A 16,765-nucleotide genomic window follows, 5' to 3' on the forward strand; every position below is an offset into this window, starting at 1 on the left:
GATGTTGCCGACGATCGCCATGTCCTTCATCTCGCGCATGTGGTCCATGCGGATGACGTCCTTGTTGCCGGTCGTCGTGATGAAGATGTCAGCGCTGGAGACGACGTCTTCGAGCTGAACGACTTCATAGCCGTCCATGGCAGCCTGCAGTGCGCAGATCGGGTCGACTTCGGTGACCTTGATGCGCGCGCCTGCGCCGGCGAGCGATGCTGCCGAACCCTTGCCGACGTCGCCGTAACCGCAGACGACGGCGACCTTGCCGGCCATCATCACGTCGGTGCCGCGGCGGATGCCGTCGACCAGCGATTCCTTGCAGCCGTACTTGTTGTCGAACTTCGACTTGGTGACCGAATCGTTGACGTTGATCGCCGGGAACGGCAGCAGGCCCTTTGCCTGGAGCTGGTACAGACGGTTGACACCGGTGGTGGTTTCTTCGGTAACGCCCTTGATGGCGTCGCGCTGCTTGGTGAACCAGCCCGGCGAAGCCTGAAGGCGCTTCTTGATCTGCGCGACGAGGATCTCTTCTTCCTCGGAGCTCGGATTCGAGAGGACGTCTTCACCGGCTTCGGCGCGGGCGCCGAGCAGGATGTACATGGTGGCGTCGCCGCCGTCGTCGAGGATCATATTCGAGACGCCGCCGTCGGCCCACTGGAAGATCTTGTCCGTGTAGGTCCAATATTCTTCGAGCGTCTCACCCTTCACGGCGAAAACGGGGACGCCACTCGCGGCGATCGCGGCAGCGGCATGGTCCTGGGTCGAGAAGATGTTGCACGAGGCCCAGCGCACGTCGGCGCCGAGAGCGACCAGCGTCTCGATCAGAACGGCGGTCTGGATGGTCATGTGCAGCGAGCCGGTGATGCGCGCGCCCTTTAGCGGCTTGGAAGCGCCGAACTCTTCGCGGCAGGCCATCAGGCCCGGCATTTCCGTTTCGGCGATCGCAATTTCCTTGCGCCCGAAATCGGCGAGACCGATGTCGGCGACGATATAGTCCTGAGTGGTGGTCATGGAATTCTCCGGGCTGATCTCTTCAAGCCGCATGGCTTCAACCGAACTGCGGCGCGATTATGCCTCCCGCGCTTACCGACACGGTGAGAGTGCGATCGATCTATCAGGAATCAGGGGAGAGGGCAATATCGATATAAAGAAGTCTTTATATCTTTATATTGTCCGTTACATTTCTTCGCCGAACTTGTCGGCGACCAGGGCGTCGAGCGCGTTCAACGCCTCCTCGGCCTGCGTGCCGCTGGCGGTCACGCACACGCTGCAGCCGGTGCTGGCGGCCAGCATCATCAATCCCATGATCGACGTTCCGCCGACCGTCATGCCGTCCTTCGACACGGTGATCTCGGCGTCATAGGCTTCGACCGTCTGCACGAACTTTGCCGACGCCCGCGCATGCAGGCCTCGCTTGTTGATGATCAGCAGTTCGCGCGTCAGCGACATGTCGGGGCGATGATCCATTACTTCCCACTCAGGACGCGGCTGGCGACGTTGATGTATTTCCGTCCGGCTTCCGAAGCCTCGACCAGCGCCTTGTCCATGTCGCTCTCGCCGCGAACGCCGGCAAGCTTGATCAGCATTGGCAGATTGACGCCGGCAATCACTTCGACGGTACCGCTGCGCATCACCGATATGGCGAGGTTGGAGGGCGTTCCGCCGAACATGTCGGTCAGGATGATGACGCCATTGCCCTCGTCGACATTGGTGACGGCGTCGAGGATATCCTGCCGACGCTGGTCCATGTCGTCCTCGGGGCCGATGCAGACGGTCTCTATAGCTTTTTGCGGACCGACGACATGCTCAAGCGCAAGTCGAAATTCCTCAGCCAGCTTGCCATGAGTGACAAGCACAAGTCCGATCATGTGTATCTTCGCTCCAACTGCACACGCAATTCACTGATGGCCAGATATCGCAATGCAGCAATTTCGTCCACCTGTTGGGGCGGCCATCTTGGCAAGGAAAAGGGGAAGTGCAAGCCAAAAATGCCGAAAAACCAGTCGCGCTGACGGTAAATCGAGCTAGAATCCTATTTTTTCAGCGATGAGCGCCCGCAAAATATCGAGAGCTTGGGCACCATCTTCAACGGGAACGCGAACAATCGGAAGTGCTCGCCCGAGTGGTAGCGACAGTATCTCGTCTTCCGGCGGTAGGCGCGGGTCGAAAGGGGCGCTGATGGGGAGCAGGGCCCAGTCCATCACCGCGGCAGGCACGGTTTCGATCTTGCCGATGCCGGCACCACGGATTTCGATCAGGCCGTGGATGGACGGGGGGCAGCGCGCAACGATCCTGTCGTGTTCGAGGCCCAGATCCACCCGATCGTCGGCGACGAGGGCCGCGAAGTGGCCGGCCTGTCGTGCGGCGGCAATGCATGCGAGCGCCAGCCTGGATTTTCCGATACCGGAAGGGCCCGTGATCAGGAAGCCTCGCGTCCCGAGCACGATGGCAGTGCCGTGGACATTGGCGCGCTCCATCACGCGTGCGGCTCGGCGGGAAGCGACAGGATGAAGCGCGCACCGCTGACGTGGCCGTCCTGGGCGATGATGTTCTCCGCCTTCAGTGTGCCGCCATGGGCTTCGGCGATCTGCCTGGAGATCGACAGACCGAGGCCCGAGTTCTGGCCGAAGTCCTCGCCTTCCGGCCGATCGGTGTAGAAGCGCTCGAAAATGCGGTCGATGTCTTCCGCCTGGATACCGGGACCGTTGTCTTCGATATAGACGAGGCAGCGCGAGCGCGACCGTGTCAGGCGGACGACGATCCGGCCGCTGTCTTCGGGAACGAAGGAGCGGGCATTCTCGATCAGGTTGGTGATGATCTGCCCGATGCGCAACTCATAGCCGCTGACGGCAAAACGGGCCTTGGGGCTGTCCTTGCGGTCGATGACGAAGTCGAGCAACACCGTCTTCTTCTTGCTGCGGACCTGGCGCGAGATATCGACGAGATCGCCGAGAAGCTTCTCCAGATCGATGATCTTGGCGTCGCTACGCGCAAGTTCGGCGTCGAGCCGCGAGGCGTCCGAGATATCGCTGATCAGGCGATCGAGGCGGCGGACGTCATGCTGGATGACGTCCATCAGGCGCTTCTTGGATTCGTCGGTCCGCGCCAACGGCAGCGTCTCGACGGCGCTGCGCAGCGAGGTAAGGGGGTTCTTCAGTTCGTGACTGACGTCGGCTGCGAAGGCCTCGATCGCCGCGATCCGGTCGTAGAGCGCGGTCGTCATCTCGCGCAGTGCGACGGAAAGGTTGCCGATCTCGTCCTGGCGGGAGGAGAAGTCAGGAATTTCCTCGCGCTCCTTGGCGCCGCCGCGACGCACGCGAACGGCCGCGGCCGCCAGGCGCCGGAGCGGATTGGCAATTGTCGAAGACAGAAGCAGCGACAGGATGATGTTGACGAGGGCAGCCACGCCGAAGACGCGGATGATGGCGAGCCGTTCCGCCTGAACGATCTTGTCGATGTCGCCGGCCTGCGTCGAAAGCAGGAGTACGCCGAGAACGGCGCGGAAGCGCTGCACGGGAACGGCCACCGAAACGATGAGCTCACCCTTCTCGGTCACGCGCTCCACATAGCCGCGCACGCCGGTCAGCGCGTTGGTGACCTCAGGGTAGATCGAGCCGTTGCCCCCGGGCGGTTCCTTGTAGAGCGGCAGATTGCCGGGCTGGAGCAGCTTGTTCAGCCAGCTGTTGAGCTTCTCGGCAATGCCCGTCGATTCCGGCTCGATCGGCGGCAGGTCGAAGCGTAGCACTTGGCCGCCGCTATAGAGGTGTCGCGAATCGAGCAGCAGGTCGGCATCCGCGTCGAAAAGCCGGGCCCGGGTACGTGTCGGTGAGATCAGCCGGCGCAGGACCGGTGCGACGCGTTCCTGGATGATCGGGAAGTCGAGATCCTCGTCGCTCGGCAGCGGCGTAATGCTCTGGCCAGCCTGCAGCTCCAGCAGCTTTTCGGGATCGATGGTGATCGAGTTGGTATCGACCGAGGCTGATGCCGAGATGGCGCCGGCGATGATTTCGCCCTGGGTCAGCAGGCTCTCGACGCGCGCATCGATCAGCCCCTCGCGGAACTGGTTGAGGTACATGATGCCGCCGACGAGGACGACAAGTGCCACCAGGTTGAAGAAGACGATGCGGCGCGTCAGGCTCGAGAAGACGGCATTGCCGAACAGTCGGCGAATCAGCGTGAAGGGATGTGCCCAGCGGCGCTGACCCTGCTGTGCCTGCGCACGCCCGTCACTGTCTTCGATGTCGCCCTGCAAGACTTCTACCAAATGTCCCGCTCCCGCGCGGACTGTCCTTCACGTTTGTTCGATTGCGACGGCGGCCGCTGCCGGTCGCGTCGCCGCTGTCTTTATCGTTCCGGTCCAAAGACGGCGGAGAACGCGGCGAGCTTCAAAGGAGGCCGTCGGCCACGCTCACCGTAGCGACGCTTCAAATGCGCCACTATGGGAGCGATGGCAAGCCCTGCGGCTCAGGCGGTCTCCCGGAAACGGTAACCGACACCGTAAAGCGTCTCGATCATATCAAAGTCGTTGTCGACCATCTTGAACTTCTTGCGCAGCCGCTTGATGTGGCTGTCGATGGTGCGGTCGTCGACATAGACCTGCTCGTCATAGGCCGCGTCCATCAGTGCGTCGCGGCTCTTCACCACGCCCGGGCGTTGGGCAAGCGAGTGGAGGATGAGGAATTCGGTCACCGTCAGCGTCACCGGCTCGTTCTTCCAGGTGCAGGTGTGGCGCTCCTGGTCCATCACCAGCTGTCCGCGCTCCAGCGAGCGCGAGGGTGCATCGGAAGCCTTCGTGGTGTTGGTCGGGTTGGCGGCCGCGGCCTCGCGGTTTGCAGCCCGACGCAAGATCGCCTTGACCCGTTCGACCAGCAGGCGCTGCGAGAACGGCTTGGTGATGAAATCGTCGGCGCCCATCTTCAGACCGAAGAGCTCGTCGATCTCTTCATCCTTGGAGGTGAGGAAAATCACTGGGAGGTCGGACTTCTGTCTCAGGCGGCGCAACAGTTCCATGCCGTCCATGCGCGGCATCTTGATGTCGAAAATCGCAAGTTGCGGCGGCCGGGCAAGCAGGCCCTCGAGCGCGGAAGCACCGTCGGTATAGGTCTCGACCTTGTAGCCCTCCGCCTCCAGGGCGATGGATACGGACGTCAGAATATTCCGGTCATCATCGACAAGCGCGATGGTCTGCATCGTGTTCAACTCCGTCTTTTGAGGTGCCGGTCTCGTCCCCGAAAACTCCGGCATTCGCGAGTCACGGGTGCGTTAGTGAGTATAAAGGTGGAACAAATTGTGGCGAAGCCCAAAAAGCACCTGTCGTGACGATAGGATAGCTCCCCTCAGTTCGGTGTTCTGCAGGCCGAATTCAACCGATTAAAAAAACGATAATTTTCTTTAAATCGATTAATATACTGAAATCATTATTCTTTTTTTGACGCCGCCTTGTTTTTGAGCGAGCATGCAAGTAAGGTCCGGCGAAATTCAACGCCAATGGCCAAACACGAAGGAAGCTTGACCATGGAGCAACTCGGCACTCGCAATCTCGCGAACGGCTTGGAAAAACTCGGCTTTATCGACCTCGAAACGGTTCGGTACAACCTCGAAGCCGCAGAGCTTTATGAGGAAGCTCTTCGCCGCGGCGAGGCTGAGCTGACGGCACACGGAGCACTCGTCGCCCGTACCGGCCAGCACACCGGCCGTTCGCCGAAGGACAAGTTCGTGGTTCGCGATGCGAACACTGACGACCAAATCTGGTGGGACAACAACAAGCCGATGTCTCCGGAGCATTTTGCGCTGCTCCGCCAGGACATGCTCGATCACGCCAAGGGCATGTCGCTCTACGTGCAGGATCTCGTTGGCGGTGCCGATGCCGATAACGCTCTGCCGACCCGCGTCGTCACCGAATATGCCTGGCATTCGCTGTTCATCCGCAATCTGCTGATCCGCCCGGCCCGCGAAGCCCTCGGATCCTTCCTGCCGAAGCTGACGATCATCGATCTGCCGAGCTTCAAGGCCGATCCGGAGCGCTACGGCTGCCGTACCGAGACCGTCATCGCCTGCGATTTCACCAACGGCCTGATCCTCATCGGCGGCACGTCCTACGCCGGCGAGATGAAGAAGTCCGTCTTCACGGTTCTCAATTACCTGCTGCCCAAGAAGGGCGTCATGCCGATGCATTGCTCGGCAAATGTTGGTCCGGAAGGCGACACGGCGATCTTCTTCGGCCTCTCCGGCACCGGCAAGACGACGCTTTCGGCTGATCCGACCCGCACGCTGATCGGCGACGACGAGCACGGCTGGGGCGACCAGGGCGTCTTCAACTTCGAAGGCGGCTGCTACGCCAAGGCGATCCGTCTGTCTGAAGCTGCCGAGCCGGAAATCTATGCGACGACCCGCCGTTTCGGCACCGTCATGGAAAACGTCGTTCTCGACGAACGCCGCCTTCCTGATTTCGACGATGGTTCGCTGACGGAAAACACCCGCTGCGCCTATCCGCTCGATTTCATCCCGAACGCCAGCGCCACCGGCACGGCACCTCAGCCGCGCACCATCATCATGCTGACCGCCGATGCTTTCGGCGTGATGCCGCCGATTGCCAAGCTGACGCCGGAACAGGCGATGTACCACTTCCTTTCCGGCTACACCGCCAAGGTTGCCGGCACGGAAAAGGGCGTCACCGAGCCGGAAGCCACCTTCTCGACCTGCTTCGGCGCACCGTTCATGCCGCGCCACCCGTCGGAATATGGCAACCTGCTGAAGGATCTGATAGCCAAGAACGGCGTCACCTGCTGGCTGGTCAACACCGGCTGGACCGGTGGCGCCTACGGCACCGGCAGCCGCATGCCGATCAAGGTGACGCGCGCTCTGCTTGCCGCCGCACTTGACGGTTCGCTGAACGCCGCTGAACTGCGCACCGACGGCAACTTCGGTTTCGCCGTTCCGGTCTCGGTCCCGGGCGTCGACGACGGCATCCTCGATCCGCGCTCGACCTGGGCCGACGGTGCAGCCTACGATGCACAGGCACGCCGCCTCGTAGACATGTTCATCACGAACTTCGCCAAGTTCGAGAGCCATGTGGATGGCAGCGTTCGCGACGCGGCTCCCGGCACCAAAATCGCCGCCGAATAAAGATCGTCGGCTATGATTCACGTGAAACCCGGTCCTTGTGGCCGGGTTTTTCGCGTTCGCCGCTGCTGTATGCCCCTTAGATTCCTCTTCGATTTGAGGGAACATATACAGCCGTCAAAGTGCTCCGGCGCCCTTTGCGCGTCTGATGAGACGCGCGACGCCCGTAGTGTTTTCAACGGGTTCGCTCTGTGCCATAGATCGGGCCGAGGTGAACCATGGCCAGCGACCCGCTCTACATAAACGACAATATCGTCATCGCCGGCTGGGAGCTGACGGAGCAATTCGTGCTGGCCGGCGGGCCGGGCGGACAGAACGTCAACAAGGTGTCGACCGCCGTTCAGCTGTTCTTCAACGTCCAGGCTTCTCCGGCACTCTCCGATCGCATCAAGGCCAATGCCCTGAAGATTGCCGGCCGTCGCGCCTCGAAGGAGGGTGTGCTGATGATCGAAGCCAGCCGCTTTCGCAGCCAGGAGCGCAACCGCGAGGATGCCCGCGAGCGGCTGAAGGAGCTGATTCTCAAGGCCGCCGAGCCGCCGCCACCGCCGCGCAAGAAGACGAAACCGACCCGCGGTTCCGTCGAGCGGCGCCTGAAGGAAAAGTCCGGTCGGGGCGAGATCAAGAAGCTCCGCGGTCGGCCGGGCGGGGACTGATTTCTTTCTGCCGCTCCCTTGCCTTTGCCAGGCGGCGCCCTCTCTTATCGAGCAGCGTTTTCACAAAAGGAGATATTCATGGGTCTTTTCAGCTTTATCAAGAACGCAGGCAAGAAGCTTGGCATCGGTGGCGATGACGACGCTCCGGATGCCGAAAGCGTTCAGAAGGAGCTTGCATCCCACGATCTCGGCACCAAGGACGTGCAGGTCGAAGTGGCCGGTGACAAGGTCGTGCTGAAGGGTGTCGTGAAGGATCAGAGCGTCTTCGAAAAGGCAGTCGTTGCCGTCGGCAATACGCTCGGCGTCTCGGCTGTGGAGGCCTCCGAACTCAAGGTCGCCGATGCCGGTGCCGCACCCGCTCCGGCGAAGGAGCCCGTGTTCTATACCGTCAAGAAGGGCGACAATCTCTGGAAGATTGCCGAAGCGCAGTATGGCAAGGGCAAGGGCGCCAAGCACACGGTCATCTTCGAAGCCAACAAGCCGATGCTGACGCATCCGGACAAGATCTATCCCGGCCAGGTTTTGCGCATTCCGGATCTGGACGCGGCCTGAGCGTGTCCCTCAGACGTTCATTTGCAATTGCAGCGCTGGCGGGCCTCTGGCTTGCCGGCGCTTGTTTGGCGCAGCCCTTCCGCGAGCCCGGCAAGGGCAGCGCCGAGCGCGCCGCCATCCTTGATGCCATCCGCCCGGCGGTGGAGGCTGAGATGCGTGGCCCCGTCGAATTCGTGGTCACGACCATGCGCGCGGCGCCCAACTGGGCCTTCATGCAGGTCGAGCCGCAGCGTCCGGGCGGTGGGACGATCAACCTGGCGCAAACCGGGTTGCGCGACGATGCCGACATGATGGATGGTCTGACGGTGTTCGCAATCGTCAGTTTCCAGAATGGCCGCTGGAACCTGGTCGATCACGTCGTCGGGCCGACGGATATCGCCTATGCGGGCTGGCCGCTTCGCTATGGCGTTCCCGCGGCACTTCTCGGCCTGGAACAATAAGGACTGCCTCTCATGCAGGTGCTCCCGAAAGGGATCAGACATATTCCGGGCTATCTTGATCGCGCCCGGCAGGAACAACTGGTCGAGGCAATCCGCCTCGTCGTCGCCGAAGCGCCGCTCTTCGTGCCGGAAATGCCGAAGACCGGCAAACCCATGTCGGTGCGGATGACCAATTGCGGCGCGCTCGGCTGGGTTACGGACCGCGATCGCGGCTATCGTTACCAGGCTCAGCATCCTTTGACCGGTCGCCCCTGGCCGCCAATGCCGGATGTGCTACTCGATATCTGGAACGCGGTTTCCGCCAGCAACAAGACGCCGGAAGCCTGCCTTGTGAACTTCTACTCCGAGGAAGCCCGCATGGGCCTGCATCAGGACCGCGACGAGCGCGACCTCGAAACCGCCGTTGTCTCGATTTCGCTTGGCGACAGCTGCCTCTTTCGTGTCGGCGGCAATACGCGCGGCGGCCAGACGATGTCTTTCCGCCTCGAAAGCGGTGATGTCGTCGTGCTCGGTGGGGAAGGGCGGCTCGCCTTCCATGGCGTCGACCGCATCTATCCGAATACGTCGACGCTGCTGAAGAATGGCGGCCGGGTCAATCTGACGCTGCGCCGCGTCAATCCGTGACCAACTGGATGGAAAACCGTTTCACCCTTTTCCTGAACTTGCTTCGGGCCGAAAAGCTCAGAGCTTCCTGAGCGCCACCTTCTCCGTCAGGTGGTTCGGGCCCTTCTGCAGGATCAGGTCGGCGCGCGGGCGCGTCGGCAGGATGTTCTGGTGCAAGTTCTTCAGGTTGATGTTGTGCCACAGGCCTTCGGCTATGGCGCGGGCGGCATCCTCGCTGATCGTCGCGTAGCGATGGAAGTAGGATTCCGGGTTCTTGAAGGCGGTTTCGCGCAGCCGCATGAAGCGGTTGACGTACCAGCTGTGGATCAGGCTTTCCTCGGCATCGATATAGATCGAGAAGTCGAAGAAATCCGAGACCATCGGCACGATCTTCCCGTCAGCCGGCAGGTTGCGTGACTGCAGAACGTTGATGCCTTCAAAGATCAGGATATCCGGCCGATCGATGACGGTGAACTGATCCGGAAGCACGTCATAGGTCAGGTGCGAATAGCTGGGTGCCCTGACGTTCAGCTGGCCGGCTTTGATCGCCGAAAGGAAGCGCAGGAGTGCACCGACGTCGTAGCTCTCCGGAAAACCCTTGCGGTCCATCATGTTTTCGCGCTGGAGCACGGCGTTCGGATAAAGGAAGCCGTCGGTCGTCACCAGGTCGACCTTCGGGCTCGACGGCCAGCGTGACAGTAGCTGCGCGAGAATACGAGCCGTCGTCGATTTGCCGACGGCGACCGAACCGGCAATGCCGATGACGAAGGGAGTCTTGGTCTCGGACATGCTGAGGAAGCGTTTGCGTTGCTCGAAGAGCATCTGCGACGATTCCACATGGGTCGAGAGCAGGCGTGACAGCGACAGGTAAATCTGCCGGACCTCGCCGAGATCGACGGGGTCGTTCAGCGAGCGCAGCCGCTGTACCTCGTCCGCCGTCAGCGTCAGCGGCGTATCGGCGCGAAAGTGCGACCACTCCTCGGCGGTGAAGAAATGATAGGGCGAATAGTCCTGCTTCTGTGGGTTATCGGGCAGGTCGGCCGGTTCGATGTCTTTCGCCACTATCGTCATGGATTCTGCCGATTTGCCTTTTCCTGCAGGCCAGATTGCTGCGTCCGCCGCGCAAGTTCGTTCAGCACATCCTGCAACGGAACGTCGGCGATCTTCAATACGACCATCAGATGATAGATGAGATCGGCGCTTTCGGCGACGAGATTCGCGCGGTCGTTGCTGATGGCCGCGATCACCGTCTCGACCGCTTCCTCGCCCAGTTTCTTGGCCGCCTTCGGCTGGCCGCCCGCGACCAGCTTTGCCGTCCAGGATTGGTCCGGGGCCGCCTGCGCGCGTGTCGCGACGATGGCCTCGAGATCGGAAAGTGTGAAGTCAGCCATGGAAGATCCTGAAGCTCAGTCGAGGCGCATGGCGATGCCATGCTCGGCCATATAGCGCTTGGTTTCGCCAATGCTATAGGTGCCGAAATGGAAGATCGAGGCGGCGAGCACGGCGGTCGCATGGCCGTCCTTGATACCGGCGACCATGTGGTCGAGCGTGCCGACACCGCCGGACGCAATAACCGGCGCGCGGACCGCATCGGCAACGGCGCGGGTAAGCGCGATATCGTAGCCGCTCTTCGTGCCGTCACGGTCCATCGAGGTCAATAGGATCTCGCCAGCGCCGAGATCGACGACCCGCTGGGCAAAGTCGACCGCGTCAATGCCGGTCGGCTGGCGTCCGCCATGGGTGAAGATCTCACAGCGATCCGCTTCGCCATCGGCCGAGACCTTTTTGGCGTCGATGGCGACGACGATGCACTGGTTGCCGAATTTGTCGGCCGCTTCAGCGACGAATTCCGGGTTCTTCACGGCAGCCGTGTTGATCGACACCTTGTCGGCGCCGGCCAGAAGCAGCTTGCGGATGTCGAAAACCTGGCGCACGCCGCCGCCAACCGTCAGCGGCATGAAGCACTGTTCGGCCGTGCGGGCGATGACGTCGAAGATCGTCTCGCGATTGTCCGAGGACGCGGTGATGTCGAGGAAGCAGAGCTCGTCGGCGCCGGCAGCGTCATAGGCGCGGGCCGCTTCCACCGGGTCACCGGCGTCGATCAGGTCGACGAAGTTGACGCCCTTGACGACACGGCCGTCCTTGACGTCGAGGCAGGGGATAACGCGGGCTTTAAGCGTCATGGTTCAAGCCTTTCTCGCGGCGCGGATCAGGTCCAGCGCCTCCTGCGGGTCGATGCGGCCGTCATAGAGCGCGCGGCCGGAGATGGCGCCTTCGAGCTTGCGTGCGTCCGGCTCGACCATCCGGCGGATGTCGTCCATCGAGGCGAGACCGCCCGACGCGATGACAGGAATGGAAACCGCGTCCGCGAGTTCCAGGGTCGAGGCCCAGTTGATGCCCGTCAGGATGCCGTCGCGGTCGATGTCGGTATAGATGATCGCCGAGACGCCGGCGCCCTCGAACTTCTTGGCAAGCTCGATCACGCCGAGCTCGGAGGCCTCGGCCCAGCCTTCGACGGCAACCTTGCCGCCCTTGGCGTCGATGCCGACGGCGACCTTGCCCGGGAATTTGGCGCAGGCTTCGATGACGAGCGCCGGGTCACGCACAGCGACGGTGCCGAGGATGACGCGGGCAAGCCCGCGCGACAGCCAGTTTTCGATGTGCTCGAGCGTGCGGATGCCGCCGCCGAGCTGCACCGGATTCTTGGTCGCCTTGAGGATGGCGTCTACGGCGGCACCGTTGACCGTCTCACCGGCAAAGGCACCGTTCAAGTCGACGACGTGCAGCCACTCGAAGCCCTGGTCTTCAAAGGCGCGGGCCTGGGCCGCCGGGTCGGGGTTGTAAACCGTCGCCTGGTCCATGTCGCCGAGCTTCAGGCGCACGCATTGCCCGTCTTTCAGGTCGATCGCGGGAAAAAGGATCATGGGTTTGTCCAATCAGTCGTGCGAAAGCTCAGGGCTTCCAGCGCAGGAAATTCGAGATGAGGGCAAGGCCGAGCGCCTGGCTCTTTTCCGGGTGGAACTGCGAGCCCGCCTTGTTGCCGTTGGCGACGAAGGCCGTGACCGGTCCGCCGTAGTCCGCCTCGGCAACCACGTCGGAGGCGTTTTCGGCGGCCAGATGGTACGAATGCACAAAATAGGCATGCAGACCGGCTTCGCCAACACGGATGCCGTCAAACAGCGGATGCTCGCGCTTGAGCGTCAGCGTGTTCCAGCCGATCTGCGGGATCTTCAGCGTGGTGTCGGTGGGCGTCATTTCGACGACATCGCCGGGGATCCAGCCGAAACCATGGGTGATGGTCTTTTCCAGCCCGCGCGACGACATCAGCTGCATGCCGACGCAGATGCCGAGGAAGGGTCGGCCGGCCTGTTCCACCGCCTCCGTCAGCGCCTGTTCCATACCGTCGACGGCGGCAAGGCCGCGGCGGCAATCGGCGTAGGCGCCGACGCCCGGAAGCACGATGCGGTCGGCGCTCGCCACCCTTTCTGGCCTGTCGGTAAGGTCGATCTCGGCCGAAATACCGGCTTCGCGGGCGGCCCGTTCAAAGGCCTTTGTGGCCGAGCGCAGGTTGCCCGAGCCGTAATCGATGATGGCGACGCGCATCAGCGTTCTCCGTAGGAATCAAAAAGGCCGAGGCCGGTGCCGCCACCTGAGGGCTTGCGCGCGGTCCAGTCGGCCGGGGGAGGTGTGGTGGGCCTGGTCTCGCTCGAAGCCACGCTTGTGAAGTAGATCTCTTCGGCGGCTGCGAGATTGGGCGCCGGAACGATGGAGCGCAGCGTCCAGTCTCGGGCCGTCAGGCTGCGCGCCACCAGAACCGGTCCTTCGAGGGCAACGAGCAGTCGCAGCGCGAGCTGCACCAGCACCGATGCGAGGAAGCCGCCTGACAGGCTCGACAGGGAGATTAACGAAATCTGCAGAACGGCAACTGCGATTCCAATTACCCATTGGCGCTTGAAGAGAAGCCAGAGCGCCGGGAAGAGAAACGCGCCCCAGGAGAAACCGTCGGCGACGAAACGTGCCCGTTCGTCGTCGGCGCGCGCACCCGGCGGGGTGAGGATCATGTAAGAAGCCATGAGTCAAAGCCAGTGACTGGCCGCTTAGGCAAGGGTCCCCTTGGTCGAGGGAACGCGGCCGGCCTGGCGCGGGTCGATTTCGGTTGCGGTGCGGAGCACGCGGGCGACGGACTTGAAGCAGGTCTCGGCGATATGATGGTTGTTGGCGCCGTAGATGTTCTGGATATGCAGCGTGATCCCAGCGTGCTGGGCGAGCGCCTGGAAGAATTCGCGCACGAGTTCCGTGTCGAAGGTGCCGATCTTCGGCGAGGTGAATGCCACGTTCCAGACAAGGAACGGCCGGCCGGAGACATCGACCGCCGCGCGCGTCATCGTCTCGTCCATGGCAAGGTCGAGCGAGGCGTAGCGGGTGATGCCGCGCCGGTCGCCGAGCGCCTTGGCAATCGCCTGGCCGATGGCAATGCCGGTGTCCTCGACCGTATGGTGGTCGTCGACATGCAGGTCGCCGTCCGTCTTGATCTCCATGTCGATGAGCGAATGGCGGGCGAGTTGGTCCAGCATATGGTCGAAGAAACCGACGCCGGTCGAGATCTTGGCGATCCCGGTACCGTCGATGTTGACCGATACGGATACCGCGGTTTCGTTGGTCTTTCGCGAAACTTCTGCGGTGCGGCTGGACGTGGCTTCTGCCATCGGGCTCTCCTGTATGCGCTGACGCGGCTCCTTATCAGGCAAAAGCTGAAATATCCAGAACCGAGCGGTCGATTCGAATCATCGGATGCGGGGTGCCGAACGAAGATTGCGCCCACGGCCTGTTGCCATTTGCAAACGTGTCTGCCGTACTTACATAGGCCTCAAGCAACCAGGCTCGTGTCACGAGCCGCAACGCCCCAGTAAACGCCCAAGTAAACGCCCCCATGTATCAGGGGCCGACAGGTAACTTCATGAGCGAACATAATCCCTACGGAACGATGCATGCGACGACCATCATCACGGTACGCAAGGATGGCAAGGTGGTCATGGCCGGCGACGGCCAGGTGAGCCTCGGCCAGACCGTGATGAAGAGCAATGCGCGCAAGGTGCGGCGCCTCGCCAAGGGCGACGTCATCGCCGGCTTTGCCGGCGCCACCGCCGACGCCTTCACGCTGCTGGAACGGCTTGAGGCCAAGCTCGAGCAATATCCCGACCAGCTGATGCGCGCGGCCGTCGAGCTCGCCAAGGACTGGCGCACGAACAAGTATCTGCGCAATCTCGAAGCGATGATGCTGGTGGCCGACAAGTCGATCACGCTGGCGATCACCGGCAATGGCGACGTTCTCGAACCCGAGCATGGCACAATCGCCATCGGATCGGGTGGCAACTACGCCTTTGCGGCGGCCCGCGCCCTGATGGACAGCGACAAGTCGGCCGAGGATATCGCCCGCAGGGCGCTGCAGATCGCCGGTGACATCTGCGTCTATACGAACCACAATATCGTGGTGGAGACGCTGGATGCCGAATGAGCCCGCGCATGTCAGTTTCGTGCCGGTGGCCGATAGCCACCTGCCGCTGCTGCATGCCTGGCTGAGCGAACCGCATGTGCGGCAATGGTGGGGCGATCCGGACAAGGAAGTGGAGCTGATCCGCGAAGGCTGTGCCACTGGAGAAGTGGAAGGCTTCATCTTCCACGTGGCCGGCGAGCCGGCGGGCTATATCCAGTCGTGGGTGCCGGCCCAGTATCCGGACGACGAGCCCTGGGCGAAGGACATGCCGGACGACGTGCCCGGTATCGATATCTTCATTGGCCCGGCGGAACTGACAGGCAGGGGCGTCGCGTCGCTGGCGGTCAGGGCCTTTGCCGAGCGGCTCTTTGCCGCCGGCGCGCCGCGCGTCGTGATCGACCCCGACGCCGGCAACCGTCGGGCGGTCAGCGCCTACGCGAAGGCCGGTTTCGTGCCCTATGCAGAATGGATTGATGCATCCGGCCGCACGCTCCTGATGGAGCTGACGCGGACCGAGTTTGAGAGGACTACATGAGTACGTTTTCACCCAGAGAAATCGTGTCGGAACTCGACCGTTTCATCATCGGCCAGAACGACGCCAAGCGCGCCGTGGCCATCGCGCTGCGCAACCGCTGGCGCCGCCAGCAGCTCGGCGATGAGCTGCGCGACGAGGTGATGCCGAAGAACATCCTGATGATCGGCCCGACCGGTGTCGGCAAGACCGAGATTTCGAGGCGCCTGGCCAAGCTCGCCGGTGCGCCCTTCGTCAAGGTCGAGGCGACCAAGTTCACCGAGGTCGGTTATGTCGGCCGCGACGTCGAGCAGATCATCCGCGATCTCGTCGAGGTCGGTATCGGTCTGGTGCGCGAAAAGCGCCGCGCCGAGGTCAAGGCGAAGGCCCACCAGAATGCTGAAGAGCGCGTGCTCGACGCGTTGGTCGGCGCGACGGCGTCGCCAGCAACGCGGGATTCGTTCCGCAAGAAGCTCCGCGCCAACGAGCTTGACGACAAGGAAATCGAGATCGACATCGCCGAGAGCGGTGCGCCCGGCGGCTTTGAGATCCCGGGCATGCCCGGCGCCAATATCGGCGTCCTGAACCTCTCGGAAATGTTCGGCAAGGCCATGGGCGGCCGCACCAAGAAGGTCAAGACGACCGTCAAGGCCTCCTATGGCATGCTGATCGACGACGAGTCCGACAAGCTGCTCGATAACGAGCAGATCCAGCGCGAGGCCATGAAAGCGGTCGAGGACGATGGCATCGTCTTCCTCGACGAGATCGACAAGATCGCCTCGCGCGAGGGCGGCATGGGTGCGGGCGTGTCACGCGAAGGCGTGCAGCGGGACCTGCTGCCGCTCGTCGAAGGTACGACCGTCGCGACGAAGTATGGGCCGGTCAAGACCGACCACATCCTCTTCATCGCGTCCGGCGCCTTCCACGTGGCCAAGCCCTCGGACCTGCTGCCGGAACTGCAGGGCCGTCTGCCTATCCGCGTCGAGCTTCGTGCGCTGACCAAGGAAGACTTCCGCCGCATCCTGACGGAGACCGAGGCAAGCCTCATCCGCCAGTACAAGGCGCTCCTGGATACTGAAGAGGTCAAGCTCGACTTCACCGACGATGCGATCGATGCGCTCGCCGATGTTGCGGTACAGCTGAACGCCACTGTCGAGAACATCGGCGCCCGCCGGCTGCAGACGGTGATGGAGCGTGTGTTGGACGAAATCTCGTTCAATGCGCCCGACCGTGCCGGCCACGAGGTGACGATCGACGCCGAATATGTGCGCAAGCATGTCGGCGATCTCGCCGCCAACACCGACCTGTCGCGCTACATCCTGTGACATTTCGGTCGTAGGGACATGCAAACGCCCGCAACCCTGAATATGCAGGCCGCCTGTCTCTCGACAGGCGG

21 protein-coding genes are annotated in these 16,765 nt (G+C 62.4%); 8 read left to right on the forward strand and 13 right to left on the reverse strand.

What is annotated here, in order from left to right; genetic code table 11:
* From I8N66_RS29600 to chvI, 6 genes are all read right to left on the reverse strand, one after another.
* Window positions 1-1,005, reverse strand: a 1,005-nt coding sequence (locus tag I8N66_RS29600) for an adenosylhomocysteinase (protein WP_291161709.1), incomplete at its 3' end; no start/stop codon positions are given.
* A 165-nt stretch (window positions 1,006-1,170) separates the two neighbouring features.
* Window positions 1,171-1,461 (reverse strand): HPr family phosphocarrier protein, encoded by a 291-nt coding sequence (locus I8N66_RS29605; protein WP_113538254.1) that lies wholly within the window; start codon window positions 1,459-1,461, stop codon window positions 1,171-1,173.
* Window positions 1,461-1,862: a PTS sugar transporter subunit IIA gene (locus I8N66_RS29610; protein ID WP_065774303.1), complete on the reverse strand. Its 402-nt coding sequence runs from the start codon at window positions 1,860-1,862 to the stop codon at window positions 1,461-1,463. The genes I8N66_RS29605 and I8N66_RS29610 overlap by 1 nt, the downstream gene beginning before the upstream one ends.
* A gap of 156 nt (window positions 1,863-2,018) precedes the next feature.
* Entirely contained in the window at window positions 2,019-2,471 is a 453-nt protein-coding gene (locus tag I8N66_RS29615; protein WP_291161747.1) for an HPr kinase/phosphorylase, read from the reverse strand.
* A complete protein-coding gene (locus I8N66_RS29620) occupies window positions 2,471-4,258 on the reverse strand; it encodes a sensor histidine kinase (RefSeq protein ID WP_113538251.1) in 1,788 nt (595 codons plus the stop codon). Before I8N66_RS29620 ends, I8N66_RS29615 begins: the two co-directional genes overlap by 1 nt.
* A 200-nt stretch (window positions 4,259-4,458) precedes the next feature.
* Entirely contained in the window at window positions 4,459-5,184 is a 726-nt protein-coding gene (chvI, locus tag I8N66_RS29625) for a two-component system response regulator ChvI (protein WP_113538278.1), read from the reverse strand.
* Between the two features lie 324 nt (window positions 5,185-5,508).
* Here chvI and I8N66_RS29630 point away from each other — a divergent pair, with 324 nt between their 5' ends.
* The 5 genes from I8N66_RS29630 (at window position 5,509) to I8N66_RS29650 (ending at window position 9,385) form a co-directional block, all read left to right on the forward strand.
* Window positions 5,509-7,119, forward strand: a complete 1,611-nt coding sequence (locus I8N66_RS29630) for a phosphoenolpyruvate carboxykinase (RefSeq protein WP_223725978.1) — start codon at window positions 5,509-5,511, stop codon at window positions 7,117-7,119.
* Window positions 7,120-7,334: 215 nt separating this feature from the next.
* Entirely contained in the window at window positions 7,335-7,769 is a 435-nt protein-coding gene (gene arfB, locus I8N66_RS29635; RefSeq protein WP_113538249.1) for an alternative ribosome rescue aminoacyl-tRNA hydrolase ArfB, read from the forward strand.
* A gap of 78 nt (window positions 7,770-7,847) precedes the next feature.
* Window positions 7,848-8,321 (forward strand): peptidoglycan-binding protein LysM, encoded by a 474-nt coding sequence (gene lysM / locus I8N66_RS29640; protein ID WP_034802175.1) that lies wholly within the window; start codon window positions 7,848-7,850, stop codon window positions 8,319-8,321.
* Window positions 8,322-8,323: 2 nt separating this feature from the next.
* Window positions 8,324-8,761 carry a hypothetical protein gene (locus I8N66_RS29645; protein ID WP_291161727.1) on the forward strand — a complete coding sequence of 146 codons (438 nt, stop codon included), beginning with the start codon at window positions 8,324-8,326 and terminating at the stop codon, window positions 8,759-8,761.
* 12 nt (window positions 8,762-8,773) lie between these two features.
* Window positions 8,774-9,385, forward strand: a complete 612-nt coding sequence (locus I8N66_RS29650; RefSeq protein ID WP_291161730.1) for an alpha-ketoglutarate-dependent dioxygenase AlkB — start codon at window positions 8,774-8,776, stop codon at window positions 9,383-9,385.
* 57 nt (window positions 9,386-9,442) lie between these two features.
* Here the strand turns inward: I8N66_RS29650 and coaA are convergent, their stop codons facing one another.
* From coaA to hisB, 7 genes are read right to left on the reverse strand one after another with little or no spacing between them, the layout of a single operon-like run.
* The gene (gene coaA, locus I8N66_RS29655) at window positions 9,443-10,435 is read right to left on the reverse strand and encodes a type I pantothenate kinase (RefSeq protein WP_113538247.1); all 993 of its coding nucleotides are present in this window, start codon (window positions 10,433-10,435) and stop codon (window positions 9,443-9,445) included.
* On the reverse strand, window positions 10,432-10,755 hold the full coding sequence (locus tag I8N66_RS29660; RefSeq protein ID WP_113538246.1) for a phosphoribosyl-ATP diphosphatase: 324 nt from the start codon (window positions 10,753-10,755) through the stop codon (window positions 10,432-10,434). The genes coaA and I8N66_RS29660 overlap by 4 nt, the downstream gene beginning before the upstream one ends.
* A 15-nt stretch (window positions 10,756-10,770) precedes the next feature.
* Window positions 10,771-11,547 carry an imidazole glycerol phosphate synthase subunit HisF gene (gene hisF, locus I8N66_RS29665; RefSeq protein ID WP_291161736.1) on the reverse strand — a complete coding sequence of 259 codons (777 nt, stop codon included), beginning with the start codon at window positions 11,545-11,547 and terminating at the stop codon, window positions 10,771-10,773.
* Window positions 11,548-11,550: 3 nt separating this feature from the next.
* Window positions 11,551-12,288 (reverse strand): 1-(5-phosphoribosyl)-5-[(5-phosphoribosylamino)methylideneamino]imidazole-4-carboxamide isomerase, encoded by a 738-nt coding sequence (hisA, locus tag I8N66_RS29670; protein ID WP_113538244.1) that lies wholly within the window; start codon window positions 12,286-12,288, stop codon window positions 11,551-11,553.
* Between the two features lie 28 nt (window positions 12,289-12,316).
* Window positions 12,317-12,967 carry an imidazole glycerol phosphate synthase subunit HisH gene (gene hisH, locus I8N66_RS29675; RefSeq protein WP_113538243.1) on the reverse strand — a complete coding sequence of 217 codons (651 nt, stop codon included), beginning with the start codon at window positions 12,965-12,967 and terminating at the stop codon, window positions 12,317-12,319.
* Window positions 12,967-13,437 carry a DUF2628 domain-containing protein gene (locus tag I8N66_RS29680; RefSeq protein ID WP_113538242.1) on the reverse strand — a complete coding sequence of 157 codons (471 nt, stop codon included), beginning with the start codon at window positions 13,435-13,437 and terminating at the stop codon, window positions 12,967-12,969. The genes hisH and I8N66_RS29680 overlap by 1 nt, the downstream gene beginning before the upstream one ends.
* Window positions 13,438-13,461: 24 nt before the next feature.
* Window positions 13,462-14,070 (reverse strand): imidazoleglycerol-phosphate dehydratase HisB, encoded by a 609-nt coding sequence (hisB, locus tag I8N66_RS29685; protein WP_113538241.1) that lies wholly within the window; start codon window positions 14,068-14,070, stop codon window positions 13,462-13,464.
* Window positions 14,071-14,321: 251 nt separating this feature from the next.
* On the opposite strand from hisB, the gene hslV reads away from it, so the two are divergent.
* The 3 genes from hslV to hslU are packed head-to-tail and all read left to right on the forward strand — an operon-like array spanning window position 14,322 to window position 16,694.
* A complete protein-coding gene (hslV, locus tag I8N66_RS29690) occupies window positions 14,322-14,879 on the forward strand; it encodes an ATP-dependent protease subunit HslV (protein ID WP_057252069.1) in 558 nt (185 codons plus the stop codon).
* The gene (locus I8N66_RS29695; protein WP_113538240.1) at window positions 14,869-15,393 is read left to right on the forward strand and encodes a GNAT family N-acetyltransferase; all 525 of its coding nucleotides are present in this window, start codon (window positions 14,869-14,871) and stop codon (window positions 15,391-15,393) included. The genes hslV and I8N66_RS29695 overlap by 11 nt, the downstream gene beginning before the upstream one ends.
* Window positions 15,390-16,694 carry an ATP-dependent protease ATPase subunit HslU gene (gene hslU, locus I8N66_RS29700; protein WP_223725985.1) on the forward strand — a complete coding sequence of 435 codons (1,305 nt, stop codon included), beginning with the start codon at window positions 15,390-15,392 and terminating at the stop codon, window positions 16,692-16,694. Before I8N66_RS29695 ends, hslU begins: the two co-directional genes overlap by 4 nt.
* The last annotated feature ends 71 nt before the right edge of the window (window positions 16,695-16,765 follow it).

The organism is Ensifer sp. SSB1, from assembly GCF_016652895.1.
GTDB lineage: Bacteria > Pseudomonadota > Alphaproteobacteria > Rhizobiales > Rhizobiaceae > Ensifer.